The 24,213-nt window shown below is 69.1% G+C and carries 26 protein-coding genes; 17 read left to right on the top strand and 9 right to left on the bottom strand.

The genetic code is table 11. The features are described 5' to 3' along the window. The first annotated feature begins 21 nt into the window (after positions 1 to 21). Positions 22 to 1,002 carry a class 1b ribonucleoside-diphosphate reductase subunit beta gene (gene nrdF, locus WFJ97_RS14280; protein ID WP_247624936.1) on the top strand — a complete coding sequence of 327 codons (981 nt, stop codon included), beginning with the start codon at positions 22 to 24 and terminating at the stop codon, positions 1,000 to 1,002. Between the two features lie 70 nt (positions 1,003 to 1,072). Here nrdF and WFJ97_RS14275 read toward each other — a convergent pair whose 3' ends face one another. Continuing rightward, a complete protein-coding gene (locus tag WFJ97_RS14275) occupies positions 1,073 to 2,008 on the bottom strand; it encodes a hypothetical protein (protein WP_336641994.1) in 936 nt (311 codons plus the stop codon). A 340-nt stretch (positions 2,009 to 2,348) separates the two neighbouring features. Between WFJ97_RS14275 and WFJ97_RS14270 the strand changes: the two genes are divergently transcribed. Then, positions 2,349 to 4,313, top strand: coding sequence for a DUF11 domain-containing protein (locus tag WFJ97_RS14270; RefSeq protein WP_336641993.1), 1,965 nt, complete (start codon positions 2,349 to 2,351; stop codon positions 4,311 to 4,313). A gap of 54 nt (positions 4,314 to 4,367) precedes the next feature. After that, positions 4,368 to 5,378, top strand: a complete 1,011-nt coding sequence (locus WFJ97_RS14265; protein WP_336641992.1) for a hypothetical protein — start codon at positions 4,368 to 4,370, stop codon at positions 5,376 to 5,378. Here WFJ97_RS14265 and WFJ97_RS14260 read toward each other — a convergent pair. Then, a complete protein-coding gene (locus tag WFJ97_RS14260) occupies positions 5,308 to 5,919 on the bottom strand; it encodes a flavodoxin family protein (RefSeq protein ID WP_336641991.1) in 612 nt (203 codons plus the stop codon). The two genes, WFJ97_RS14265 and WFJ97_RS14260, sit on opposite strands and share 71 nt — an antisense overlap. 109 nt (positions 5,920 to 6,028) lie before the next feature. Here WFJ97_RS14260 and WFJ97_RS14255 point away from each other — a divergent pair, with 109 nt between their 5' ends. Beyond that, positions 6,029 to 6,232: a hypothetical protein gene (locus tag WFJ97_RS14255; protein WP_247624931.1), complete on the top strand. Its 204-nt coding sequence runs from the start codon at positions 6,029 to 6,031 to the stop codon at positions 6,230 to 6,232. On the opposite strand, the gene WFJ97_RS14250 is transcribed toward WFJ97_RS14255, so the two are convergent. Genes WFJ97_RS14250 through WFJ97_RS14240 form a run of 3 tightly spaced genes read right to left on the bottom strand, consistent with a single transcriptional unit; the run spans position 6,233 to position 7,651 of the window. Then, positions 6,233 to 6,856 carry a GNAT family N-acetyltransferase gene (locus WFJ97_RS14250; protein WP_336641990.1) on the bottom strand — a complete coding sequence of 208 codons (624 nt, stop codon included), beginning with the start codon at positions 6,854 to 6,856 and terminating at the stop codon, positions 6,233 to 6,235. Positions 6,857 to 6,864: 8 nt separating this feature from the next. Further along, positions 6,865 to 7,266, bottom strand: a complete 402-nt coding sequence (locus WFJ97_RS14245; protein WP_247634251.1) for an ImmA/IrrE family metallo-endopeptidase — start codon at positions 7,264 to 7,266, stop codon at positions 6,865 to 6,867. A gap of 7 nt (positions 7,267 to 7,273) precedes the next feature. Then, positions 7,274 to 7,651, bottom strand: a complete 378-nt coding sequence (locus tag WFJ97_RS14240; RefSeq protein ID WP_247624928.1) for an XRE family transcriptional regulator — start codon at positions 7,649 to 7,651, stop codon at positions 7,274 to 7,276. 94 nt (positions 7,652 to 7,745) lie between these two features. Between WFJ97_RS14240 and WFJ97_RS14235 the strand changes: the two genes are divergently transcribed. The 4 genes from WFJ97_RS14235 to WFJ97_RS14220 are packed head-to-tail and all read left to right on the top strand — an operon-like array spanning position 7,746 to position 10,347. Further along, positions 7,746 to 7,973 carry an XRE family transcriptional regulator gene (locus WFJ97_RS14235; protein ID WP_336641989.1) on the top strand — a complete coding sequence of 76 codons (228 nt, stop codon included), beginning with the start codon at positions 7,746 to 7,748 and terminating at the stop codon, positions 7,971 to 7,973. 40 nt (positions 7,974 to 8,013) lie between these two features. Next, positions 8,014 to 8,943, top strand: a complete 930-nt coding sequence (locus WFJ97_RS14230; protein ID WP_247624926.1) for an aldo/keto reductase — start codon at positions 8,014 to 8,016, stop codon at positions 8,941 to 8,943. 14 nt (positions 8,944 to 8,957) lie between these two features. After that, positions 8,958 to 9,344 carry a PLDc N-terminal domain-containing protein gene (locus WFJ97_RS14225; RefSeq protein ID WP_247634253.1) on the top strand — a complete coding sequence of 129 codons (387 nt, stop codon included), beginning with the start codon at positions 8,958 to 8,960 and terminating at the stop codon, positions 9,342 to 9,344. Between the two features lies 1 nt (position 9,345). Then, complete coding sequence (locus WFJ97_RS14220) at positions 9,346 to 10,347, top strand: epimerase (protein WP_336641988.1); 1,002 nt, start codon at positions 9,346 to 9,348, stop codon at positions 10,345 to 10,347. On the opposite strand, the gene WFJ97_RS14215 is transcribed toward WFJ97_RS14220, so the two are convergent. Genes WFJ97_RS14215 through WFJ97_RS14205 form a run of 3 tightly spaced genes read right to left on the bottom strand, consistent with a single transcriptional unit; the run spans position 10,260 to position 13,074 of the window. Then, positions 10,260 to 11,276, bottom strand: a complete 1,017-nt coding sequence (locus WFJ97_RS14215) for an epimerase (RefSeq protein ID WP_336641987.1) — start codon at positions 11,274 to 11,276, stop codon at positions 10,260 to 10,262. The two genes, WFJ97_RS14220 and WFJ97_RS14215, sit on opposite strands and share 88 nt — an antisense overlap. Continuing rightward, positions 11,273 to 11,881: a DUF4166 domain-containing protein gene (locus tag WFJ97_RS14210; protein WP_336641986.1), complete on the bottom strand. Its 609-nt coding sequence runs from the start codon at positions 11,879 to 11,881 to the stop codon at positions 11,273 to 11,275. The genes WFJ97_RS14215 and WFJ97_RS14210 overlap by 4 nt, the downstream gene beginning before the upstream one ends. Next, a complete protein-coding gene (locus WFJ97_RS14205) occupies positions 11,878 to 13,074 on the bottom strand; it encodes an ROK family transcriptional regulator (RefSeq protein ID WP_336641985.1) in 1,197 nt (398 codons plus the stop codon). The genes WFJ97_RS14210 and WFJ97_RS14205 overlap by 4 nt, the downstream gene beginning before the upstream one ends. A gap of 115 nt (positions 13,075 to 13,189) precedes the next feature. Between WFJ97_RS14205 and WFJ97_RS14200 the strand changes: the two genes are divergently transcribed. From WFJ97_RS14200 to WFJ97_RS14160, 9 genes are read left to right on the top strand one after another with little or no spacing between them, the layout of a single operon-like run. Continuing rightward, positions 13,190 to 14,296 (top strand): Gfo/Idh/MocA family protein, encoded by a 1,107-nt coding sequence (locus WFJ97_RS14200; RefSeq protein ID WP_336641984.1) that lies wholly within the window; start codon positions 13,190 to 13,192, stop codon positions 14,294 to 14,296. A gap of 50 nt (positions 14,297 to 14,346) precedes the next feature. Further along, positions 14,347 to 15,840, top strand: coding sequence for a GMC oxidoreductase (locus WFJ97_RS14195; protein WP_336641983.1), 1,494 nt, complete (start codon positions 14,347 to 14,349; stop codon positions 15,838 to 15,840). Positions 15,841 to 15,877: 37 nt separating this feature from the next. Beyond that, positions 15,878 to 17,191 carry a sugar ABC transporter substrate-binding protein gene (locus WFJ97_RS14190; protein WP_247624919.1) on the top strand — a complete coding sequence of 438 codons (1,314 nt, stop codon included), beginning with the start codon at positions 15,878 to 15,880 and terminating at the stop codon, positions 17,189 to 17,191. 8 nt (positions 17,192 to 17,199) lie between these two features. Next, the gene (locus tag WFJ97_RS14185; RefSeq protein WP_247634260.1) at positions 17,200 to 18,168 is read left to right on the top strand and encodes a carbohydrate ABC transporter permease; all 969 of its coding nucleotides are present in this window, start codon (positions 17,200 to 17,202) and stop codon (positions 18,166 to 18,168) included. Next, on the top strand, positions 18,165 to 18,992 hold the full coding sequence (locus tag WFJ97_RS14180; protein ID WP_247624917.1) for a carbohydrate ABC transporter permease: 828 nt from the start codon (positions 18,165 to 18,167) through the stop codon (positions 18,990 to 18,992). The genes WFJ97_RS14185 and WFJ97_RS14180 overlap by 4 nt, the downstream gene beginning before the upstream one ends. 48 nt (positions 18,993 to 19,040) lie before the next feature. After that, positions 19,041 to 19,985, top strand: a complete 945-nt coding sequence (locus tag WFJ97_RS14175; protein WP_336641982.1) for a sugar phosphate isomerase/epimerase family protein — start codon at positions 19,041 to 19,043, stop codon at positions 19,983 to 19,985. A 21-nt stretch (positions 19,986 to 20,006) separates the two neighbouring features. Beyond that, the gene (locus WFJ97_RS14170) at positions 20,007 to 20,981 is read left to right on the top strand and encodes a sugar phosphate isomerase/epimerase family protein (RefSeq protein WP_336641981.1); all 975 of its coding nucleotides are present in this window, start codon (positions 20,007 to 20,009) and stop codon (positions 20,979 to 20,981) included. Further along, the gene (locus tag WFJ97_RS14165) at positions 20,978 to 21,985 is read left to right on the top strand and encodes a sugar phosphate isomerase/epimerase family protein (RefSeq protein WP_336641980.1); all 1,008 of its coding nucleotides are present in this window, start codon (positions 20,978 to 20,980) and stop codon (positions 21,983 to 21,985) included. Before WFJ97_RS14170 ends, WFJ97_RS14165 begins: the two co-directional genes overlap by 4 nt. Further along, entirely contained in the window at positions 21,982 to 23,256 is a 1,275-nt protein-coding gene (locus tag WFJ97_RS14160) for an MFS transporter (protein WP_336641979.1), read from the top strand. Before WFJ97_RS14165 ends, WFJ97_RS14160 begins: the two co-directional genes overlap by 4 nt. Here WFJ97_RS14160 and WFJ97_RS14155 read toward each other — a convergent pair. Further along, entirely contained in the window at positions 23,237 to 24,211 is a 975-nt protein-coding gene (locus tag WFJ97_RS14155) for an NYN domain-containing protein (protein WP_247956613.1), read from the bottom strand. The two genes, WFJ97_RS14160 and WFJ97_RS14155, sit on opposite strands and share 20 nt — an antisense overlap. Between the last annotated feature and the right edge of the window lie 2 nt (positions 24,212 to 24,213).

Here is a 24,213-nt window from a genome sequence, read left to right as displayed (position 1 = left end):
GATTATCGAGAAACGACGAACATGACTCCTCACCCTCCGCTCAAGCTGGTCGACAGCGTGCAGGCGATCAACTGGAACCGCATCGAAGACGACAAGGACCTCGAGGTCTGGAACCGTCTGGTGAACAACTTCTGGCTGCCCGAGAAGGTGCCGCTGTCGAACGACATCCAGTCGTGGAACACGCTCACCCCCGAGGAGCAGCTGCTGACGATGCGCGTCTTCACGGGTCTCACGCTGCTCGACACGATCCAGGGCACCGTGGGCGCGGTGTCGCTCATCCCCGACTCGATCACCCCGCACGAAGAGGCGGTGTACACCAACATCGCGTTCATGGAGTCGGTGCACGCGAAGAGCTACTCCTCGATCTTCTCGACGCTCGCGTCGACGAAGGAGATCGACGAGGCGTTCCGGTGGTCGACCGAGAATCCGAACCTTCAGAAGAAGGCTCAGATCATCATGGACTACTACCAGGGCGACGACCCGCTCAAGCGCAAGATCGCCTCGACCCTTCTCGAGTCGTTCCTGTTCTACTCGGGCTTCTACCTGCCGATCTACTGGTCGTCGAAGGCGAAGCTGACGAACACGGCCGACCTCATCCGCCTCATCATCCGTGACGAGGCCGTGCACGGCTACTACATCGGCTACAAGTTCCAGAAGGGTCTCGAGAACGAGACCCAGGAGCGCCGCGACGAGCTGAAGGACTACACCTTCTCGCTCCTCTACGAGCTCTACGACAACGAGGTGCAGTACACGCAGGACCTCTACGACGGTGTCGGGCTGACCGAGGACGTCAAGAAGTTCCTGCACTACAACGCCAACAAGGCGCTCATGAACCTCGGCTACGAGGCGATGTTCCCGTCGACGGTCACGAACGTGAACCCGGCGATCCTGTCGGCCCTGTCGCCGAACGCCGACGAGAACCACGACTTCTTCTCGGGTTCGGGTTCCTCCTACGTCATCGGCAAGGCCGAGGCGACGGAAGACGACGACTGGGATTTCTGAGGTCCTGTCCGCGGGGCGGTCCGCTCGGCGATCATCTCGCGTGATCGGTTCCGGTGCGCTCGTGATCGGTTCAGGCGCGCTCGCCGGCAAGGCGAGCGCGCCGCTCCTCCTCGCGTTTCGAGTAGGTGGCGGCGCGGATCGAATCGTCCGACTCCAAGCCGGTGCCCAGTGCCCCGCCGAGCGTCGCGGCCGACGCGACGAACCAGGTGAGCACGAACAGGTCGGGAAGCGCGACGGCGCGACCGAGGGCGTCGCTCATCACCGCCGTATCGAGGACGAAGAGGGCCCAGGCGAGGTTCACGGCGTACAGGGCCAGATAGCAGATGACGATCCCCACGGTCAGAGTCAGAATCGTCGAGGTGTTGTAGAGCCGGGATCTCTCCCGCGACGCGGGCGAGTCGTCCTCGGGGCGGTCCCAGAGCTCGCCATCGATCACGATCCAGGCGATGAGGATAGCGATGGAGGCGACCATCGCCGCCGCCAGGCGCCAGCCCGACAGGGAGATCGCGAGCGACCACACCGTCGGTTCGATCGTCGCCACGGCGCCAGTCGCCAGGGCCGCGACCAATGCCGACTTGAGTCCCGCGGCGAGCATCCACGGGCGGTTCGCCAGCACCATGCCCATGAGCAGGCGCCCGCGGGCGCTGATCCGGGGGAGCGGCAGGCGCTGATCCTCGCGCGTGGCAGGTTCGGCCATCTCATCCATGAGCCCTCGCACGGCGTGGCGTGCTCGCGCCTGCACCCGCACGCCGCCCAGAGCGGGCAGTGACAGCACCGCGGACCGGCGCCGCGCGTCGATCGCCGCCAGCAGATAGCGGCCGTCGTCGGCGCGCAGCGGGAGTTCGGTGACACCGACGACGAGATCCCACCCGTTCTGCTCGGCGTGCTCTCCGAGTCGAGCCACGGCGACGTCGACATCTTCGGATCCGAGGGTGAACGGTTCGCTGACGAGTTCGACCGTCCAGCCGACGGCCTCGGCGGTGATCGGCGGCGCGAGGTCGGTCATCCGACGAGCCACGGCCGTGGGCGAAGCCGGATCTGCGACGAGCCCTACGCGCAACGGCTCCATTTCCGAAACATACACCCGCATCGCGCCCGGGCGGCAAGACTGAATCAACGTTCAAAGTAAATTGCGGATGAAGTGTGGCGCACTTCTCTCATTCGACACTTCCTGTCCAATAAGGTGAGCTGACCGAAATATCGCGGGGGATTCGAAAGAACGCGATGTGCCGGTGGTGCGCGCATCGGTATCCGCCAGATGCGCGTAATGATCGGGCCGTTCCGGCGTCTCTTGAAGGGGAGGCGTTGATGGGACGCTGCCCACCTTTACCCAGGGGAGAGCGCTTGTGAGCGTCAAAAAACTGTCGGCGTTCGCCGGCGCAGCAGCACTGTTGGCCATGTTGTTCACGGGAGTCGCGGCGGCTCCGGCATCCGCCGCTCCGATCCAGACGAATTGCGGGTACGCCAACCCGGGCGGGGGCGGGAAGTTCCCGGACTCGATCTGTTGGCTCGACTTCGCCGGATACGACTCCACGATCGGCCAGAGCGCTGACGGCCAGGACTTCGAGATGTCGCTCGGCGCCTACGACGTCGCCTCCACGGTGAGTGAGCGCCCCATCTCCGGTTGGACGGCGCGCCCGGTCGTCGCGGTTCCCGCGACGAACCCCCCGTTCATCATGGGAATCCCCGGCTACTACAACGGCATCCCGGGAAGCCCGTATCTGTATGCGACCGCCGGTCAGCCGTACGGCGGCGTGGACATCATCATCTCCGACTTCCAGGTTTCGCTGAACGGCACCCCGGTCAGCGGCTACGACCTGATCGCGGCAGCCCCCGAGACACAGGATGCCGCGGTCGGCAGCGCCGGAGAGTGGATCCACTGGACTTCGGACGCCCCGATGTCGCTCATCGACTACAACTGGCTGGGCACCGCCGGCGGATGCATGATTCCGCCGGTAGGGAACGGAACGACCGACGTGTGGTGCTACCCGGGTTCGACAGCGAACCCCGGTGTGTACGGTGCGATCTTCGCAGCGCCGTCGGCGACGCGCATCTCGGGCGGCCTCTACATGAACAACCGTGGTGAGCGCGAGGGCCTCGCCTTCGGTATCCGCACCGCCGCGGTCTCGGTCGACAAGCAGGTCGCCAGCCGCGTCGACCCCACCGACTCGTTCGACCTGAGTGTCGCATCGAGCGAGGGTCCGCTCCTGGCATCCGCCTCGACGGGCGACTCCGACTCGGCGTCGACCGACGTCGTGCCGGTGATCCCGAGCGGTCCGCTCACGCTCTCCGAAGCGTCGACCGCGGGCTCTGGGAGCCCGGTGGACTACTACGACGCCGACTGGGCGTGCACCAACGCGAATGCGACCAGCACCACCGAGCTGCCGGAGGGCGCGGGCGCGAGCCAGCAGCTCGCTCTGGTCGCCGGTGACGCGGTCAGCTGCACGGTCACGAACACCGCGAAGGCGGCGTCGCTCGGCCTCGTGAAGACCGTGAGCCCGACCACCGCGGCCGCGGGCGACACGGTCGTCTACGACTTCGCTGTCACGAACGACGGCGACCTGCCGGTCGACGGTCTCGCGATCGACGAGACGGCCTTCTCGGGTACGGGCGAGCTCGGCGAGATCGTGTGCCCCGTCACCGAGCTCGCCGTCGGCGAGAGCACCACGTGCCAGGCGCCCTACGAGATCACGCAGGCCGATGTCGACGCCGGTGGTGTGAGCAACGAGGCCGTCGCGACGGCGCTGATCGCCGACACCACGGTGTCGTCGGCATCCGCTGCGTCCACCGCGCTCGTCGCGGTCGAGGGTGAATCCGCCCTCGCCGTGACCAAGACGGCATCGGTATCGACCGCCGCGGTCGGCGACGACGTTCTCTACACGCTCACCGCGACGAACGCCGGCGCCGTGACCCTCTCCGATGTCACGCTGACGGACACCGACTTCTCGGGATCGGCTCCGCTGGGTGACCTCGAGTGCGACACGACCGCACCCGTGACGCTCGCCCCCGGCGATGTGCTCACCTGCTCCGTGTCGTACGAGGTGCGCGCCGCCGACGTCGGCACGCTGACCAACGGTGCCGCGGGTTCCGCGGTGGACCCCGATGAGAACCTCCTCACCGGATCGGCATCCGCGGCCGTGACCGTCACCGTGCCGGCTGCTGCCGCCGTCGGAGGGAACGCGGCCGGGCAGGCAGGCGCCGGCCTGGCCATCACCGGAGGCGACCTGCCCTGGTACGCCGCCGGCTTCGGTCTGATGCTGCTGCTCGCCGGAGCAGCGACGATGGCCGTGCGCCGCGCGCGCCGCAGCTGATCCGCAACCGACACCTGGCGCAGCACGGGGCGGGCTTGATCCTAAGCTTGTCCCGTGCTGCGCCGTCCGCTCTTCTGGGGAGTCGTCCTCCTCGCCGCCGCCCTCGCGGCGACCCTGGCCGGCGACGACCTGAGCTTCTTCCCGTTCCTCCTGATGCTGGTGGGCGGCTGGTGCTTCGGCTTCGCCTTCGTGGGCCTCACGCTGCGGATGCCGAATCGCACGGGCGTTCCCCTTCACGTCGGGGTCGCCGTGGTCCTGGCCGCGCTGATGATCGTCGTGGTCGAGTTCGCCGGGCCCTGGCTCGCGACGCTCTCCGAGCCGGTGCGCGCGGTCGTGGTGGTACTGCAGATGGCCGCGATCCCGGCGGCGGGATGGATCTGGCTCGGGCTGCTCTCGCGCGTGACCTCGGTGATGAGCCGTCGAGATGCCGCGAAGCGTCCGGCTCCGGTTCTCCGCACCTGGGAGCGTGCGCCGAGCGGCGACGGCTCGGGGCTGCGCGTCGACGCGGTCGAGATGCGCATGCGCGCCCTCACGCTGGCGCTCGTCGGGATGATCGTTCCGGCCGGACTCGTGGCGTTCGTGCTGATGGTCGTGTTCGACGACCTCGCGATGAGGCTCGGCCCGCGCATCGTGATCATCGCGCTGGGCCTGCTCGTCGGGTTGCCCGTGTATTTCGTGTTCACCGCCAGTGCGCGGCGTCGGTCCGTTCCCACCGTCATCGAGTTCGGGAACGACGAGCTGCGCCTCACGGTCGGCCTGGTGCACCATCGCGTCCCGTATCGCGACCTCGACCGCCTGCTGTGGAGGCCACGCAGCGACTACGCGCGCATCGAGGTGCGCGCCGAAGGCGTCGACCTGTCACTCCTCCTGGGCCTCGTCACACCTCCGCGCGGTGTGGAGCGCGGGCTGCCGGACCTGCCGAAGCGCGTGTTCCGTCGGCTGGAGCTCGCGGGTCTCTCGGTGGATCGATCGCGTCGCGACGAGGTCGTCACGTTCAGTCGGCCGGATACGCGCTCGTCTTCAGCGCCCGGGCGAGATGCGCGGCGTTCCGCGACGCGGTCGTGATCGTCTCCACGACCTTCTCCGGCGTCTCGTCGAGGTCCTTGTAGTCGACGCCCTGCATCGCTTCACCGTTCCAGTAGACCGACGCCTGCGCGGGGACCGTGTACCCGATGTCGTTGAGCGACTGGAAGAGGATCGCGGCGATGTGGTGCGCGCCGTCCTCGTTGCCCACGATCCCGGCGATCGCGACCTTGTCGAACAGGATCGGGCGCCCCTCGGCATCCGTCTCGGCGAGTTCGGCGTCGAGGCGCTCGAGCACCCGCTGGGCGACGCTCGAGTGCTGCCCCATCCACGTCGGGGTCACGAGCACGAGGATGTCGGCGCCGAGCACCTTCTCGCGGATGGCGGGCCACTCGTCGCCGTCGCCCATGTCGGTCTCGACGCCCGGCTTCACGGCGAGGTCGACGGCGCGCACCAGATCACCGGTGACGCCGTGGTCGGCGAGAGCATCGAGGATCTGCGTGGCGAGCAGGTCGGAGCTCGAGTCGGCGGGCGAGGGCTTGAGCGTGCAGGTGATGGCGAGTGCGGTGAGCGCGGTATCCATGATGACGAGTAGAGCAGCGGATGCCGCGCGCGCGAAGGGGCTTCCGCGGATCGGTGCCCTGCGCTACGCGCGGTAGGCTGGAGGGGCGGCCGCTACGACAGGAGATCCCGTGATCCTCAGCTTCATCTTCTTCCTGATCCTCTTCCTCGGAGGGATCTACCTCATGGCCTTCGCGCAGACCGCCGAGGACTACCAGGCGATCATCTTCGTCGCGGGTCTCCTGATCACGATGCTGTCGCTCGCCTTCATGATGCGCGAGCGCGGCTCGGCCACGCGGCGCTCGAAGAACTGGTCGGGCCCCTCCACCGACTGATCACGGTCGACGCCGGCGCCCCCACTTCCTGCGCGACAACCGCATCTCGAGGTTCGCGCGCACGGCGGGCCACTCCGGCTCGATGATCGAATACTCGACGCTGTCGCGGAGTGCGCCGTTGCGGTAGCGCGACATCGCGCGCATCACGCCGTCCTGCTTGGCGCCGAGGCGTTCGATCGCCGCACGGGACTGGAAGTTGACCCACTGGGTCGTGAGTCCGACGCGGAAGACGCCGAGCGTCTCGAAGGCGTGGCGCAGGAGCAGCAGCTTCGACTCCGCGTTCGTGCCGGTGCCGTGGGCGGAGGGGCGGTTCCACGTGTACCCGATGTGCAGGCGGGGCACGTCCTCGGCGATGTCGTAGTACGAGGTCAGGCCGAGCACGCGACCGGTCGCATCGATGGCGACGAAGGGGATCATCTCGCCCTTCGCGCAGAGATCGAGCCGCCGATCGATCTCTGCGGCGACCCCGTCGGGTGCGGGCACCGAGGTGTACCAGGCCGTCTGCCAGAGGTCGCCCTCTTCGACGGCTTCGATGAGGGAGTCGCGGTACGACGCATCGAGCGGGCGCAGCTCGACGAGGCGGCCGGTGAGCGTGACGGGCGCGGGGGGAACGAGAAAAGCCATGCGGCCATTCAACCAGCGCGGCGCTGTCGTTCACTCGCGCGGGCGAGGAGCGCCTGGTAGGCGATCACCAGTTCGACCGTGACGTCGAGCTCGAACGCGAGGCTCGCCGGGTGCGGCCCACGGAGGTTCTCGGCGGCGGCGTAGGCCTGCGGGGAGATCAGGAGGCGTGCGGCCCAGGCATCGGCCTGGCGCTCCTGGCGAGCACGCAGGCGCGCGTGCGTCGTCGGCGCGTGACGGAGCGTGGCGTGCCCGAGTTCGTGGGCCAGGACGCTGCGGGTGGTGCGGGCGCTCATGCCGGGGGTGACGCGGATGATGCTGTGCGCGGGGTCGAAGCCGCCACGCGTGGGGCCGGCGCGTTCGACGATGTGCAGCCCGCGCTCCTCGGCGAGGCGGAGGAGCTGCGGGTCCATGTCGTTCCTACGAATAGAGGTCGTCGGTATCGCGATCGTGCGGCAGGGGAGAGCCGAAGGCGACTTCAGGGACATCCTGGCCGAGGGGTGCGACATCGGGGCGGCGGTGCAGGGGAGTGATCGTCGCCGGAGCGCTCGCGATGTCGGCGCTCAGGCGCTCTTCGGCGCGCGCGAGCACGAGGTGCGGAGCCACGTTGATGATCGCGCAGACCGTGTAGACGACCGGCACGGGGATGGCGCGTTTGCCGGTGACGTAGTTGTCGAGCGCGCTCCGCGCGACTCCCGCATCGCGCGCCATGGCGGCGATGCTGCTTCCTGCGGCGGCGATCTCGGCCCGCAGCTGACGGCCGACGGCCGCGTTGAACAGCTCCGCTGATGTCTTCACACGAGTCACGATAGCACCGTGATGGATGCAGTATGCCGTCATATTGGACACATGCCGTGTTGCGTGTCGCCAATCGGGAGGATACTGTCTACGTGTGACGGCAGATGATCGACAATTGGTGGCATCCGCGATCGTCTCCGCCCTGCGTGAGAGTCAGCGTTCGAAGAGGTGGCTCGCGGAGCACTCCGGAATCGCCTACTCCACCCTACGTCGCAAGCTCGACGCGCAGGCCGACCTCAGCGTCGTCGACCTCGCGCGCATCGCCGAGGCGCTGGATCGTTCGCCGGCATCCCTCCTCCCCGACCTACGATCGGGCCGCTGACCACTGACGCGGGTGCCCGCCGTCGCGATATCGTGGCGCTATGAAGACCGTGCCTTTCGGAACCACCACCGCACCCGCCGTCGTTGCCGGAATGATGCGCATCGACGACAAGGACGACGCCCACATCCGGGCCCTGTACGACACGGCGCGCGCCGCCGGGATCGACTTCTTCGACCACGCCGACATCTACGGCGGACGCATGCACCACTGCGAGTCCCGGTTCGCCGCTGCCCTGCGTCTCACCGCCGCCGAGCGCGACGAGATCGTGCTGCAGACCAAGTGCGGCATCGTGCCCGACAAGGGGATGTTCGACTTCTCGTACGAGCACATCGTCGCGCAGGTCGAGGGATCTCTGCGTTCGCTGCGAACCGACCGCCTCGACGTGCTGCTGCTGCACCGCCCGGACGCGCTGGTCGAACCCGAGGAGGTCGCGCGCGCGTTCGACGAGCTCGAAGCCTCGGGCAAGGTGCGCGCATTCGGGGTGTCGAACCACACGCCGCGCCAGATCGACCTGCTGCGCACCGCGGTGCGCCAGCCCCTCGTCGCGAACCAGCTGCAGCTCTCGATCACGCACGCCCCGATCATCGCCCAGCCGATCGCGATGAACATGGCGGCCGAGGACCAGAGCATCGTGCGCGACGGCGGCGGGATCGTCGAGTACTGCCGCATCAACGGCATCACGATCCAGGCGTGGTCGCCGTTCCAGGGCGGCTTCTTCACCGGCGTCTTCCTCGGCAACCCGCAGTACGCCGAGCTGAACGCGGTCATCGACCGGCTCGCCGCCGCGCACGGCGTGACGCCGATCGCGATCGCGACGGCGTGGATCGTCCGTCACCCGGCGCGCATGCAGGTCGTCCTCGGCACCACGACGCCCGAGCGGGTGACGGATGCCGCGGCCGGGGCGGATGTCGAACTCACCCGTGAGGAGTGGTACGAGCTGTTCCGGGCTGCCGGGCACCTGCTTCCCTGATCTACTCTGAGTTCATGCCGTTCCTGTTCACGATCATCACTCTCGCGCTGACGATCGGCGCGGTGGTCGACATCGTGCGGCGCGAGGACTCGCAGGTGCGGTTCCTGCCCCGCCTCGTCTGGCTGATCGTGGTGATCCTGCTGCCGCTCCTCGGAGCGCTCCTCTGGTTCGGCCTCGGTCGGGATTACGGCGACGCGGGGATCGCGATCCCGCGTCTGCGGAGGGCTCCTCGCACGGCCCCGTCGACGGGCACCGCGGCACCCCCGGCACCGCCCCGCGACATCCGCACGACCGAGCAGCAGATCGCCGACCTCGACCGCGAGATCGAGGAATGGCGCCTGCGCGAGGAGATCGAGAAGCGCAAGCGAGATGCCGGCGAATCCGGCGGGGAAGGCCTCTGACATGGCGAAGCGGGCAGTCATCGGCGGCGGCAGCGGGTTCGTCGGCACGGCCCTGACCCAGGCGCTCGAGGCCGATGGATATGAGGTGAGCGTGATCGGCCGCCACGGCCCGGATGCCCGCTGGGACGACCCTGCGTCGATCCGGCGCGTCGTCGACGGCGCGGACCTGGTCATCGGCCTCGCGGGCAAGAGCATCAACGCGCGGTTCACCGATCGCAATCGCGAGGAGATCCTCCAGTCGCGCATCGACACGACCCGCGCGCTCCACGACGCCATCGCGGGAGCCGAGCATCCGCCCGCCGTCTGGATGAACGCATCCAGCGCGGCGGTCTACCGCTACGCGCTCGACCGCGCACAGACCGAGGCCGACACCGAGCGCGACACCGGCTTCCTGCCGGACGTGACCCGGGCCTGGGAAGCCGAACTGTTCCGGGGCGATCTGCCGTCGACGAGGCGCGTGGCGCTGCGGATCACCTTCGTGGTCGGCGACGGTCCCGCGCCGGCACTGCTCTTCCGCCTCGCTCGCTTCGGCGTCGGCGGGCCGCAGTTCGACGGCTGGTGGTTCCCGCACCGGCGCTATCGCGGCATCGGCCCGCACCCGACCGAGCCGCGGAAGCCGCTGGGACGGCGGTCCCGCGGGCATCAGCGGTTCAGCTGGATCCATATCGACGACCTCGTGGGAGCCGTGCGGTTCATCCGCGACGACGCGCGCATCTCGGGTCCGGTGAACATGTCGGCGCCGGGCGTCGTGGACAACCGCGGACTGATGCGGGCGCTGCGTCGTGTCGTCGGGATGCCGATCGGGCTGCCCTCGTGGCGGTTCATGCTCGAGCCGGCGATGTGGGTGCTGCGCGCCGAGCCGGATCTGGTGCTCAACAGTCGGTGGATCGCTCCCGGTGTGCTCGAGAACGCAGGCTACGCCTTCGCCTTCCCCGAGCTGGAGCCGGCGTTGCGAGACGTGCGCGAGAAGGATTCACGGACCGCGCCCTCGAGCTCCGGATAGTCGAAAGCGAACCCGGCGGTCGTGAGCTTCTCGGGGATGACCCAGCGGCTCTTCAGGACCAGTTCGGTCTCGGTGCGGATGCCGATGGCGCCGAGTTCGAGCATCCATCGGGGGAGCGGGGGTCCGAAGCCGACGCCGAGCACTCGGCGCACGGTGGCCATGAACCCGGCATTGTAGGAGGGGTTCGGGGAAGCCGCGTTCACCGGGCCCTCGATCGAGGGGGTGACCTCGAGGAAGTCGATGATCCGGGCCACGTCGTCGACGTGCACCCAGCTGAACCTCTGCGTGCCGTGGAGTGCTCCCGGGAAGTGCCCGGTTCCGGCGGCGCGGCGCGCCCGGCTGACGGGCCAGCGTCCGTCGTGCTGTGCGCCGCCCAGCCCGAGTCTCGCCAGGCGTTCGAGCGGACCGAGCACACCGCCGTGGCCGAGCACGATGGCGCTGCGCAGCGCGACCCGTCGGGTGTGCGGCAGATCGTCGGCGAACAGAGCGCGTTCCCAGGCCTTCGCCACGTCCACGGAGAAACCGGCGCCGAGATCCCCGGACGACTCGGTCATCGGTCGATCCTCGGCATGGCGGTAGATCGTCGCCGTCGAGGAGTTGATCCACAGGGGCGGCGGTTCCGTCGCGTCGGCGATGGCCGAGCTCAGCGACGCGGTGGTGTCGAGCCGCGACCGGAAGATCTCGGCGCGGTTCTCGGGGGTGTATCGGCAGTTCACGCTCTTGCCGGCCAAACCGATCACGAGCGACGCGCCGTCGACGGCGCGATCGATCGCGCGCTGGTCGCCCCAGGAGATGTCGGCCCCGGATCGCGAGATCGTGATGACCTCGCGTCCGGCGGACCGCAGGCGCGGGACGAGGTGCCTGCCCATGAATCCCGAGGAGCCACCGATGACGACGGGGCCCGCGGGGAGCGGCGTGGCATCGGTCACGGGGTCTCGCTCTCGATCACGTAGTCGAAGTAGCCCGTGTACTCGTAGACGCGACCGAGGAGTGGCGCGTCGATGGTCATGTTCACGTGGTGCTGCTGCCGGCCGTCGTCCCAGCGCTCGACGAGGCCGATGCGCGGGCGCAGAAAGCGCGGAGCGGCGATGCGCAGCCGCCCGAACCGCATCCCGACCCGTCGGATGGTGAGCACGACCGCGCCGTCGTGAACGTCGAGGTCGAAGGTGGTCACGACGGTGCGGTGCGGGCCGATCTCGTTGCGGAGGATGCGATTCTCGCCGAGGGCGACCGTGTCGGGCATGACCCAGGTGCGGCCGGGAAGGTCGAAGTACCGCACCGCGACGGCCGTGCCGCCGATCGTGCGGTTCTCGATGCGGAAGGGCACGTCGCTCTCCCACCCGGCGAACGCGACGCCCAGGGATTCGGCGATGCGGAACACCGGCCACAGCCAGCGATGCGGGGACCCGGCTCGGGTGAAGACCCCGGTACCGATGCCGACCTGACCATCGGGGATCGTGCGGAAGTACCAGGCGGTCTTCGGGTGGAGCTCGGAGATGCGATCTCCGAGCGCGCGCTCATAGGGCGAACTCATCGGGTTCTCACCGACACGTATCGTTCGACGTTGGCGGGGGAGAGCACCTCGCGGGCGACCATGATCGCCGCGCCCAGCACCGCGGCGCGCTCCCCGGTCGGGGACTGCACGATGGCGAGATGCTGGGTGGCGAGGGGGATCGAGCGGCGGTAGACGACCTCGCGGACACCGGCCAGCAGGTGCTCGCCCGCTCGTGCGATGCTGCCGCCGAGCACGACGATCGAGGGGTTGAGCAGGTTCACGACCGTGGCGAGCACCTCGCCGACGTCGCGCCCTGCCTGGCGCAGCGCTTCGATCGCCGCGGTGTTCCCCGCCCGCACCAGCTCGGTCACGTCTCGGCTGGTCTCGGCGTCGATCCCCTGCGCGCGCAGGGACGCGGCGATCGCGCTGCCGCTGGCGAGGTCCTCGAGGTCGCGCTCCTCATCGGCGGCGTGCGTGGACTCGGCGGAGTGCGGCACGCGGACGTGCCCCATGTCGCCGGCCGAGCCCTGCGCGCCGCGCTGCAGCTGGCCGCCCGCGATGATGCCGGCGCCGATGCCGGTGGCGACCTTGACGAAGATGAGATCGGTGGTGTCGGGGAAGCTGGTGGTCTGCTCGCCGAGGGCGAGCACGTTCACGTCGTTGTCGACGAGCACCGGCACGTCGAACGTGCGCTGCACGTAGCCGGGGATGTCGAAGCGGTCCCATCCCGGCATGATCGGCGGGTTGTAGGGGCGGCCGGTCGAGTGCTCGACCGGGCCGGGCACGCCGATCCCGACGCCGACGAGCGCGCTCCTGGGCGTCTCGAGGTCGGAGAGAAGGGCCTCGGCCTCGACGAGCATCCGATCCAGCACCGGCTCGGGCCCGCCGGCGATGTCGAGCGGATGCGTGGTGGAGCCGAGGATCCTGCCGCCGAGGTCGGCGATGGCGATCGTGGCGTGTGAGGCGCCGAGGTCGACGGCCAGCACGAGGCCCGCGCGCGGGTTGAAGGCGACGCGCGACGGGGGTCGCCCGCCGGTCGACGCGGCCTCGCCCGCGGCGACGAGCAGTCCGGCGGAGAGGAGGGCATCGACGCGGGCCGACACGGTGGAACGGGCGAGGCCGGTGAGGTGCACGAGGTCGGCCTTGGTGCGCGCCTGACCGTCCAGCAGGAGCTGGAAGATGTCGCCCGCGCCCGTGGAGGCGTTCGGGAGGTGGCGTTCCGCATCACTCATAGGGGTCAGTAAATCACAGGACTTCCATTGCTCAGCGGAGAAGATCTGACGATGGAGAAAAATCTTTTGACGAAGATCTAGCAAAAGTAGGAGGACTCGTGTCAGAATCATCGACATGACAACGGACGTCACAGCTACCGGCGTCGGGACGATCCGATCCGGATTCCTCGGCGGAGGATTCATGGCCCAGGTGCACAGCCGCGCAGCACGCGCCGCCGGTGCCACCACCGCAGTGCTCGCGAGCTCCTCGCGGGAGCGGGCCCTCACCGCCGCTCAGGACCTCGGGATCGAACGCGCCGCCGAGGATCTCGCCGAACTGCTCACCCAGGACGTGGACGTGGTGCACGTGTGCACCCCCAACGCCACCCACGCCGCCTTCGCCCTCGCGGTGATCGAGGCCGGCGTGCACGTGATCTGCGAGAAGCCGCTCGCCACGCACGTCGACGACGCCCGCGCGCTCGCCGCCGCAGCCGCCGAGCGCGGTGTGGTCGCCGCGGTGCCCTTCGTCTACCGGTACCACCCGATGGTGCGCGAGGCCCGCGCCCGCGTCGCCGCCGGTGAGATCGGAGATCTCCTCACGGTGGACTGCGGATACCTGCAGGACTGGATGCTCCTTCCCGGGGACGACGACTGGCGCGTCACCTCCGCCGACGGCGGACCCTCCCGCGCCTTCGCCGACATCGGCTCGCACCTGTGCGACCTGCTTGAGTTCGTCGCGGGGGAACGGATCGTGCGCCTCACCGCGCGCACGCGCCGCGTCTATGCCGAGCGCGCCGGGCGCGCCGTCACCAACGAGGACGCCGTGTCGATCCTCGTCGAGATGGAGTCGGGCGCGATCGGCACGCTGCTGATCTCGCAGATGGCCGCCGGCCGCAAGAACTCTCTCACCCTCGAACTCCACGGTGCGCAGGCCAGCATCCGCTTCGACCAGGAACGCCCGGAGGAGCTGTGGATCGGCGAGCGCGAGGGCAGCAGGCACCTCTTCCGCGACCCGCAGACCGCTCACCCCGGAGTCGCCCGGTTCTCGACCGTTCCCGCCGGTCACGCGCAGGGCTATCAGGACGCCTTCAACGGCTTCGTCGCCGACGCCTACGCGGCGATCCGCGGTGAGTCACCCGACGGCCTGCCCACCTTCGACGACGGGGTGCGTGCCGCTCGACTCACCGAGGCCGTGCTGATCGCCGCCGACGAGCAGCGCTGGGTCGACACCCCCGCACTCTGACCCCGGTGCATGCACCTCTCCTGATTCAACGCAGAACAGAAGGAACACAGATGACTGACAACTTCGACCTCGTGATCGTCGGCACCGGTCCGAACGGCGCGATCATCGCGCAGCAGGTGCACCAGCAGGTGCCCGAGGCGACGATCCTGGTGCTCGAGGCCGGTCGCGAGATCACCTCGGTGCCGGGCGAGCACCTCGTCGAGGCTGATGAGAGCGCGATGAACGCCTCGTACGACGACCTCATGCGCCGCGCGCGCCAGATCGAGTACGTCAAGGATGCGGTCTCGATGAGCGCGATCGAGGGCGACGGATGGGACCCCGAGTCCTCGGGTGTGTTCCCCGCCGCGTTCTTCGGGCACAACTTCGCCGCCTTCCCGGGGGCGTCCGTCGCCTGGAACATCGGCGGGATGGGCGTGCACTGGACCGCCGCGACACCCTGGCCCTACGCCGAGGAGATCCCCGCCTTCCTGCCGCGCACGGAATGGGACGCCGACCTCGAGACGGCGCGCGGTCTGCTGCGCACCTACGTCGGGCCCCTCGTCGCGGGCGTGCCGAACCCGTTCGAGCAGCCGCTGTTCGCCGCTCTCCGCGAGGCCGTGCCGAGCCCCGATCCCGCCCGCGAGTTCGGGTACATGCCCATGGGCGGCGTGCCGCGCGTCGGCGAGCCCTTCGCCCGCACCGGTCCCCGTGACATCGCGCCGTTCGTCTTCGACGGCAGCGAGCCGAACGTCACGCTCCGCAGCGGCGTGCTGGTGCACCGGATCGAGCACGACGGAGCGCGCGTCACCGGACTCTCCTACCGCGACCTCGTCACCGGCGAGGAAGCGACCGCCCACGGCGCGCAGGTGCTGATCGCGGGCGACGCGCTGCGCACCCCGCAGCTGCTCTGGGCCTCCGGCATCCGCCCCACCGCCCTCGGCGCCTACCTCAACGAGCACGCGACGATCGACGGCGAGGTCGACATCGACGCCTCCCGCTTCGGCCTGACGGATGCCGACATCATCCAGCCGCCCGCGGGGGAGCCGTTCATCGGCTCGTTCTGGAGCCCGTCGATCGGCGCCGCCCGCCCCGCGCACGGCCAGCTCATGGAGCGCGAGTTCGAGGGGCGCCACAAGCTCAGCGTCGGTTGGTACTGCGCCACCGAGATCCGCGCCGAGAACCGCATCGAGTTCTCCGACGAGCTGACGGATGCCCTCGGCATGCCGCACATGACCGTGCACTTCTCGTACTCCGACGCCGACCTCGAGGAGATCCGCCGCACCCAGGAAGTGCAGCGGACGGCAGCGGCCGTGATCGGGGACTTCCCGACCGAGGACCGCGAGGTGCAGCCCCCCGGGGCATCCCTGCACTACACCGGCACCGTCCGGATGGGGCCCGATGACGACGGCACGAGCGTCGTGGACACGGACGGCCGTGTCTGGGGCTTCGACAACCTGTATCTCGCCGGCAACGGCGTGATCCCGACCGCGTTGACGTGCAACTCGACGCTCACCGGAGCCACGCTCTCGGTGCGCATCGCCCGCGCGGTCGCCGCTTCCCTCTGACCCTGCAGTACCCCTACCCACCAAGGAGATGATCGCGATGCACTTCCACACCACTTCGCGACGCCGGGCGACGATGCTCGGAATCGCGCTGGTCACGTCCGGCGCACTGCTGCTCACCGGCTGCGGCCGCAGCGGCGACAGCGGCGGCGGCGACGCCGGCGCATCCACGAAGGTCGACGACGAGCCGGCCACCGGAACCCTCGAGATCTGGACGCAGGGCGCCGACGGCGCCGAGCTGCCCCAGATGTTCGAGGAGTTCACGAAGGACAACCCCGACGTCGAGATCAACATGACGCAGATCCCGGAAGCGGAGTTCGCGTCGAAGATGACCGCGGCGATCACCGCGGGCACCGTGCCCGACCTGATCTACGCGTTCACCGAGACGCAGTCGTCGCTGATCTCGACCGGAGGATTCGACGCCGTGCCCGACGGCCTCGTCGACCCGGACGACTTCTTCGAGGTCATCTGGGACAACTCGGTCTACGACGACGTGGCCTACGGCGTGCCGTGGTACGCCTACGCCGACATGGTCATCTACCGCACCGACCTGGCCGAGGCCGCGGGTGCCGAGGCCCCCACCGACTGGGACAGCCTGCGCACCTTCGGTGAGGACCTCAAGGCCTCCGGTGTCGAGTGGCCGCTCGCGCTCTACGCGGCCTACGACTCGTACACCGCCCGTCAGCTGCTGACCTTCGCGAAGCAGAACGGCGGCGGGTTCATCTCCGACGACCTCTCGACGTGGACGATCAACTCGCCCGAGAACGTCGAGGCGCTCGAGTACTGGGCGGGCCTGATGGCCGACGGCCTGGCCTCGCCCGACGGCCCCGCCTTCCTCGACACGGTCTCGTGGTCGACCACCGGTAAGAACGCCGCGATCATCGACGGCGGCCCCTGGTTCGTCGGCTGGTTCGACGACGCCAACGGCGAGGGCTGGGCGGACGAGCACCTCTCGCTCGCCACGATGCCCGTCGGCCCCGACGGCGACGCCGCGACCACGGTCGGCGGCGGCAGCTGGTTCGTGCCCTCGGACTCCGAGAACAAGGACGCGGCGTGGAAGTTCGCCCGCTTCATGTCGGAGCCCGAAAGCCAGGTCAAGTGGTTCGAGATCTTCAAGAACATGCCGGCCGTGAAGTCGGCGTGGGAGGACCCGGCGCTCGCCGGGGACCGTCTGCTGCAGACGGTCGAGGCCGGTCTCGAGACCGGCGTCACCCTGCCGAAGGTCTCGACCTGGAGCCAGGTCGGCACCGTGATCGGTGAGCAGATGGAGAAGGTCGTCCGCGGCGGAGTGTCGGCGCAGGACGCTCTCGACGAGGCTCAGGCGCAGGCCGAGTCCATCGGGACGGGTAACTGACCCCGATCATGTCCACCACTGCGACCCGCACCATGGTCACCTCGGGGGCGTCCTCGCGACGCCCCCGGGGCACCGGTCCTCGACGGATCAGGAAGGTGCACGAGGGATCGCGGGCCGAAGCCACCACCGCGTGGCTGTTCCTCGCCCCGTTCCTCGCGATCTTCCTGCTCTTCACCGGCATCCCCGCCGTGCTCGCGATCGGGGCGAGCCTGACCGACATCAGCGCCCGCGACATCCGCGATCCGTTCAACGTGAACTTCACCGGCTTCCAGGGCTTCATCGACATCATCAACAACCCCGGATTCCAGAGCGCGTTCCTGAACACCGTGATGTTCGTGGTGATCTGCGTGCCGATCAGCATGGCCCTGGGCCTCGCCCTGGCGCTCATGCTCAACAACGGCATCCGTCGCCTGCGCAACTTCTTCCGGGCCGCGGCCTACGTGCCGGTGATCACCAACATCGTCGCCGCCGCCGTGATCTGGCAGTACGCGTTCTCGATCACCGGGCCGGTGAACACGACCCTCACGGATCTGGGACTCGGAGCGCCGAACTGGCTCGGCGAGCCGGGCTGGGCCATCACCACCGTCGTGATGATGGGCGTGTGGCGCACGACCGGAACCTGCATGATCCTCTTCCTCGCCGGCCTCCAGGCCGTGCCGGAGGAGATCTACGAGGCCGCGGCCACCGACGGGGCGGGCGCCTGGCGCCGGCTCTGGTCGATCACGCTGCCGCTGCTGCGCCCGACGACCCTGCTCGTCACGGTGCTGCAGACGGTCTCGTTCCTCAACATCTTCGAAGAGCCGTACCTGCTCACCAAGGGCGGCCCGCTCGGATCCACCAAGTCGATCGCCGTCTGGGTGTACGAGCAGTTCGGGTTCGGCAACGTCTCCGCCTCGATGGCGGGATCGGTGCTGCTGCTCGTGCTCGTCGGAATCGTCGCGATCGTCCAGTTCAGAATCCTGAGGCCGAAACATTGAAAACTCTGTCTCCGACGCGTCAAGCGCTGAACTACACGGCGCTCACCGTCATCACCGTCTTCATGCTCCTGCCCTTCGTCTGGGTGTTCTTCGGATCGTTCAAGACGCAGGCCGAGTTCCTCGGCAACCCGGGGGCGTGGTTCCCGGAGTCCTTCCAGATCCAGAACTACATCCAGCTGTTCGCCGACCGCGGCTTCGGCACCTACATGCTCAACAGCATCGTGGTCTCGAGCGTCGCGATCGTGGGCAACGTGCTCTTCAGCGCGATGGCCGGGTATGCGCTCGCGAAGCTGCGCTTCCGCGGACGAGGCCTCGTGTTTCCGCTCGTGATCGCATCGATGATCGTGCCTTACGTGGCGCTCTTCGTGCCGCAGTTCGTGATCGTCGTGCAGATGGGCCTGGTGAACTCGCTCATCGCGATCATCCTGCCCGTGCTCGTGCTGCCGCTGTGCGTGTTCATCATGCGCCAGTTCGCGCACGGCGTGCCGTTCGAGCTCATGGAGGCCGCGCGTCTGGACGGCGCGGGGGAGGGCCGGATCTTCTTCCGGGTCTTCCTGCCGCTCACCGGTCCCGGCCTCGCGACCGTCGCGATCCTGTCGTTCCTCACCTCGTGGAACAACTTCCTCTGGCCGCTCGTCGTCGCCCAGTCGCAGGACACCTACACCGCGCCGGTCGGACTCTCGGTCGCGTCGCAGGCATCCAACACCATCTCCTTCGGTCTGCTGCTGGCCGGTGCGATGGTCGTGCTGCTGCCGATCCTCATCCTGTTCCTCTTCCTGCAGAAGTACTTCATCCAGGGCGTCGCCGCCACCGGTCTGAAGTGACCGCCGCGTCGTGACCCCTGCAGCGACCCCCTCGAAAGGACCCCTCCCATGGCCGTGAAGGACCTGAAGTTCGCCCTCAACGCGATCCAGTGGATCAACGTGAAGGAGGACCCGGAAGACCTCGAGAGCGCGAGTCTGTGGCGCTTCGCCGACCCCGCGTTCGTCGCCGAGTACCCCGATGTGCTCCGCGAGATTCGGGAGGCCGGGTTCGGGGCCACGATGATGGAGGTGCTCGACACGCAGACCCTGCAGAACTACGCGGCGATGGTGCGGGAGTCGGGTCTGACCCTCGCCCCGGGGTACGTGCAGGTTCCGCTGGCGAGCGATCACGGCGGACGGCTCGAGCGAGGCACCTTCGAGCGCATCCACTGGTTCGACGCGGTGCGTCGCAAGGCCGAGGAATCGAACTACTTCGGGATCGGCACGATCTTCCTCGCCGCCGAGGTCGACCAGACGGCGATCCGCTGGCAGAAGCCGGCCATCGGCGCGGACTTCTCGCAGGATCGCCTCGACGAGCTCACCGACCTGATCGACGAGGCCGTCGACGTGCTGAACGCCGAGGGCGTGAAGCCCGGGCTGCACAACCACGTCGGCACCTGGATCGAGACGCAGCACGAGTACGAGCACGTGCTGAACGCGATCGATGCTCAGCGCCTCGGCGCGGCCTTCGACATCGGTCACCTGGAGTGGGCGGGCATCAGCGCCAAGGACACCATCGCGCGCTGGGTGGACCGCGTGCAGGATCTGCACCTGAAGGATCTCGACCTCGAACTCGCGCGGCGCAGCCGCGAGGAGGGACTGAGCTACGAGCGGGCGACCGACCTCGGACTCTACCTCGAGCCCGGGCTCGGGCAGGTCGACCTGCGGGGCACGCTCGAGCAGCTGCCCGAGGGCTGGGACGGCTGGGTGATCATCGAGGTCGATCGCGCCAGCATGGACCCGGTCGCCAGCGCCCACCACACGGCCCGCTGGGTCGCAGAGATCACGGCCTGACGGTCGAGGAAGGGAACGACGATGACACTCACCAGGGACCACTTCTCGCTCAACACCCTCCAGTGGATCACCGTCTCGCTCGGCGACTCGACGGGCGACCCGGGCAGCGTCGGATGGGAGTTCGACCGCCCGAGCTTCCTCGCCCGCCAGCCGATCGTGCTCGGTCAGGTGCGCGACGCCGGGTTCTCGTCGGTCATGCTCGAGGTGCTCCCGACCCAGACCCTGCAGGCGTACGCCCGCGTCGTCGCGGACTCGGGGCTGAAGGTCACACCGGGCTACGTGCACATCGGACTCCCCGAAGAGTTCGGGCGCGATCACACGGGTGACGACGAGGCGCACTTCCGCTGGTTCGACGGCATCCGTCGGCGTGCCGAGGAGTCGCTGTACCTCGGTGTCGACCGCGTGTTCCTCGCGGCCGACATGGCCCCCGGGCGGCCGCGCATCGACGAGGCGGCGGCCTCCGGCCATGCCTTCGACCCCGCGCGGCTCGATCGGGTCGTGAACGTGATCGGCGAGGCGGCGGAGGTGCTGACGGCCGAGGGCGTGACGCCCGCGCTGCACAACCACGTCGGCACGTGGATCGAGACCGAGGTCGAGTACGACCACGTGCTCGACGCGATCTCGCCGTCGCTGCTCGCCGCCGGGCCCGACATCGGGCACCTCGCGTGGACGGGCACGGATGTCGTGGCCTGGGTCGCCGCGCACGCCGATCGCATCTCGGACCTGCACGTGAAGGACATGGATCTCGCGCTCGCGAAGACCGCGCGCGAGAAGAAGACGCCCTACTTCGACGTCATGGCCGAGCGCTTCTTCCTCGAGCCCGGGCTCGGCGACGTGCCGATCCGCGAGGCGCTCGCCGAGCTGCCGGACGCTTTCGGCGGTACGGTTCTGATCGAGGTCGACAAGCCCAGCATGGAGCCGTTCGAGAGCGCGAAGACGAGCTGGGCGTGGATCGCCGAGAACTACCCCGCAGCGCCAACGGAGGCACATCGATGAGCACGCATCCCGTCACCCTGTTCACCGGCCAGTGGGCCGATCTGCCGTTCGAGGAGGTGGCCCGGCTCGCCGCCTCGTGGGGCTACGACGGGTTGGAGATCGCGGCATCCGGAGACCACCTCGACCTGCAGCGTGCGGACGAGGACGACGCCTACGCGGCCTCCCGCCTCGAGATCCTCGACCGCCACGGCCTGCAGGTCTTCGCGATCTCGAACCACCTCGCCGGTCAAGCGGTGTGTGATGCGCCGATCGACTTCCGCCATCAGGCGATCCTCCGCGAGTACGTGTGGGGCGACGGCGAGGCCGAAGGCGTGCGTCAGCGTGCCGCCGACGACATGAAGCGCGCCGCGCGCGTGGCCCGCAAGCTCGGCGTCGACACCGTGGTCGGGTTCACCGGGTCGTCGATCTGGCCCTACGTGGCGATGTTCCCGCCGGTGCCGGAGTCGGTGATCGACGGAGGGTTCGACGACTTCGCGGCACGTTGGAACCCGATCCTCGATGTCTTCGACGCCGAGGGCGTGCGGTTCGCGCACGAGGTGCACCCGAGCGAGATCGCCTACGACTACTGGTCGTCGGTGCGGGCCCTGGAAGCGATCGACCACCGGGAGGCCCTCGGCTTCAACTGGGACCCCTCGCACATGATGTGGCAGAACATCGATCCGGTGGGTTTCATCGTCGACTTCGCCGACCGCATCTACCACGTCGACTGCAAGGACACCCGGCTGCGCCCGCACAACGGACGCGCGGGCGTGCTCGGTTCGCACCTGCCCTGGGGCGACCCGCGCCGTGGCTGGGACTTCGTCTCGACCGGGCACGGTGACGTGCCCTGGGAGGATTCGTTCCGCGCGCTCGACGCCATCGGATACGCGGGCCCCATCTCGATCGAGTGGGAGGACGCCGGCATGGATCGCCTGCACGGCGCAGCGCAGGCCGTCGAGTACGTGCGGTCGCTGCTGTGGCCGAAGCCGACGGCCTCGTTCGACGCCGCATTCAGCAACCAGTGAGCTCCTGGCGCGATCGCTTCACGCGCGAAGCCCTGACCCGATCGTTCGCCGCGCTGCGCATCCGCGACTACCGCCGGTGGAGCATCGCGCAGCTGCTGTCGGCGGCGGGCGGGGCCGCCTCGCAGATCGCGATCGCGTGGCTCGTGGTCGAACTCGGGGGCGATGGACTCGCGCTCGGTGCCGTGACGGCCTGCATGATGGTGCCGACGCTCGCCCTCGGCCCGTTCATCGGCGTGCTCGTGGATCGCTACTCGCGGCGCTCGGTGCTGCTGGTGACGGCCGTCGCACAGATGGCGGTGGCCGCCGTGCTGGCCGCGCTCGCCTTCGGCGGTGCGCTCGAGATCTGGATGCTGATGGCGCTCTCGCTCGCGCACGGCTTCGCGTTCGCCGCCGACAACCCGGCGCGGCAGCTGCTGGTGCTCGACCTCGTCGGGCGCGAGCGCGTGACGAGCGCGGTGAGCATGAACGAGGTCATCATCAACGGCGCGCGGGTGCTGGGCCCCGCGGTGGCGGGAGTGCTGCTCGTCTTCGCGGATGCCGCGTGGTGCTTCGTCGTGAACGCCCTGGTGTTCGTGCCGTCGATCATCGTGCTGCTGACGCTGCGGCCGCGGTCGCGGCCGACGTCGGATCCGGTGGTCGAGGAATCGGCCGCGCCCGACCCGCCGACGACGGGCGCCTGGCGGTTCGTGGCCCGCGCGCCTGCGGTGCGGCAGACGCTCCTGCTCGCCGTGTGCGCGGCGGCCGGGTACAACATCGCGGTCGTGATCCCCTTGATCGTCGCGAACGTCTTCCGCGCCGACGGCGGAACCTACGGGCTGCTGGCCGTCGCCTTCGGTCTGGGCGCGCTGCCCGGCGCATTCTTCTCGGCCACCGGACCGACGACGCCGCGCGGCGGCGAGGTGCGGATGCTGGCGGCGCTGATGGGCCTGGCGGTGCTGCTGTCGGCGGCGGCACCCAGTCTGCCGCTTCTGTTCATCGGCCTCGCGGTGGTCGGGGCGATCGTGATGTGGTTCATCGCGCGCGCCAACGCGCTCGTCATGCTCTCGACCCCGACGCCGATCCGCGGCCGAGTCATGGGCATCTGGGCCATGGCGCTGCCGGGATCGACCGTCGTGACCGGCGTGCTCGTGGGTGCGCTCGCGCAGCTCACCGACCCGCGCCTCGCCTACGCCGTCGTCGGCGCGGTCACGGTCGTCGTGGCCACCCTCTCGTGGCGCGCCCTCGGGCGTCACGACACGGGCGGCGACGAGGTCAGCGGTCGCGCAGCCTGACCAGGCGCTCGTGCCCGGTCTCTTCGAGCTCGGCGATGTCGTCGCGGGACTTCAGGAAGTCCGAGAACGACCGGTAGCCGAGTCCCTTCTCGCTGAACGACGGATCCATGCGGCGCATGTGCGTCTTGACCGCCGAGCTGTGCAGCCACTCGTCGGCATCCGCCTTGTCGTGCCCCAGGCGCAGCGCCCGCTCGAGCAGCTGCGTCGCCTCGTTCTGCGGGTCGATCACGGGCTCGGGCGGCGGCGCGGCCGGTGCCGACTTGGCGCGGCGCGAGCGGGTGCTCTTCTTGACCGTGTCGGTCGGAGCCTCGGCCGCCGGCTCGGCCTCCGCTTCGGCCGTCTCGGCGGGCGCGGCGACGACCTCGGCCACCGGGGCGGCCTTGACGGGACGGTGCACGCCGGGGAGCGAGTCGTAGGCCTCGAACTCGTCGCAGGCCGCGGCCAGCGACTTCGCGGTGGACCCGGCGACGCCGACGCCGATCACGTACCGGCCGAGACGCTTGCAGCGCTGGGCGAGCGGCACGTAGTCGCTGTCGCCGGCGACGATCACCACGTGCGTGAGGTCGGGCAGGCGGAACATGTCTTCGACCGCATCGACCGCGAGGCGGATGTCTGCCCCGTTCTTCGCGTATGCGGCGGCGGGGAACAGCTGCACCAGGTCGACCGCGCGGGCGACGAGCTGCGAGCGGTAGACCGCGTTCACGGGCGATGACCAGTCCGCGTAGGCGCGGGTGAGCACGAGCGTGCCGAAGGAGGCGGCGTAGTCGATGATCGCGCCGACCTCGATCATCGCGAGGCTCAGGCGCTCGGCGACCTCGGGATCGTTCGGGTTCTCGCTGATGCGCTGACGGTCCTTGCCGTAGGCGTTGCGACCGTGGACCCGGTCGTACCAGGAGATGACGATGTTGTCGAAGTCGAGGTAGACCGCGACGCGGACGTCGGTGGGCTCGGCCATGC

Source organism: Microbacterium sp. USHLN272 (assembly GCF_037149655.1).
Taxonomy (GTDB): Bacteria; Actinomycetota; Actinomycetes; order Actinomycetales; family Microbacteriaceae; genus Microbacterium; species Microbacterium galbinum.
The sequence above is the reverse complement of the archived record's forward strand: the minus strand, read 5'-3'. Positions and strand labels throughout refer to the sequence as shown.

Coding starts and splice junctions, on each gene's coding strand:
- WFJ97_RS14225 (WP_247634253.1), top strand. CDS start 8,958: ATGCCGTTCCTGTTCACGATCATCACTCTCGCGCTGACGATCGGCGCG.
- WFJ97_RS14165 (WP_336641980.1), top strand. CDS start 20,978: ATGAGCACGCATCCCGTCACCCTGTTCACCGGCCAGTGGGCCGATCTG.
- WFJ97_RS14230 (WP_247624926.1), top strand. CDS start 8,014: ATGAAGACCGTGCCTTTCGGAACCACCACCGCACCCGCCGTCGTTGCC.
- WFJ97_RS14155 (WP_247956613.1), bottom strand. CDS start 24,211: ATGGCCGAGCCCACCGACGTCCGCGTCGCGGTCTACCTCGACTTCGAC.
- WFJ97_RS14190 (WP_247624919.1), top strand. CDS start 15,878: ATGCACTTCCACACCACTTCGCGACGCCGGGCGACGATGCTCGGAATC.
- WFJ97_RS14245 (WP_247634251.1), bottom strand. CDS start 7,266: ATGGACCCGCAGCTCCTCCGCCTCGCCGAGGAGCGCGGGCTGCACATC.
- WFJ97_RS14205 (WP_336641985.1), bottom strand. CDS start 13,074: ATGAGTGATGCGGAACGCCACCTCCCGAACGCCTCCACGGGCGCGGGC.
- WFJ97_RS14260 (WP_336641991.1), bottom strand. CDS start 5,919: ATGGATACCGCGCTCACCGCACTCGCCATCACCTGCACGCTCAAGCCC.
- WFJ97_RS14175 (WP_336641982.1), top strand. CDS start 19,041: ATGGCCGTGAAGGACCTGAAGTTCGCCCTCAACGCGATCCAGTGGATC.
- WFJ97_RS14250 (WP_336641990.1), bottom strand. CDS start 6,856: ATGGCTTTTCTCGTTCCCCCCGCGCCCGTCACGCTCACCGGCCGCCTC.
- WFJ97_RS14210 (WP_336641986.1), bottom strand. CDS start 11,881: ATGAGTTCGCCCTATGAGCGCGCGCTCGGAGATCGCATCTCCGAGCTC.
- WFJ97_RS14195 (WP_336641983.1), top strand. CDS start 14,347: ATGACTGACAACTTCGACCTCGTGATCGTCGGCACCGGTCCGAACGGC.
- WFJ97_RS14200 (WP_336641984.1), top strand. CDS start 13,190: ATGACAACGGACGTCACAGCTACCGGCGTCGGGACGATCCGATCCGGA.
- WFJ97_RS14170 (WP_336641981.1), top strand. CDS start 20,007: ATGACACTCACCAGGGACCACTTCTCGCTCAACACCCTCCAGTGGATC.
- WFJ97_RS14220 (WP_336641988.1), top strand. CDS start 9,346: ATGGCGAAGCGGGCAGTCATCGGCGGCGGCAGCGGGTTCGTCGGCACG.
- WFJ97_RS14185 (WP_247634260.1), top strand. CDS start 17,200: ATGTCCACCACTGCGACCCGCACCATGGTCACCTCGGGGGCGTCCTCG.
- WFJ97_RS14275 (WP_336641994.1), bottom strand. CDS start 2,008: ATGACCGACCTCGCGCCGCCGATCACCGCCGAGGCCGTCGGCTGGACG.
- nrdF (WP_247624936.1), top strand. CDS start 22: ATGACTCCTCACCCTCCGCTCAAGCTGGTCGACAGCGTGCAGGCGATC.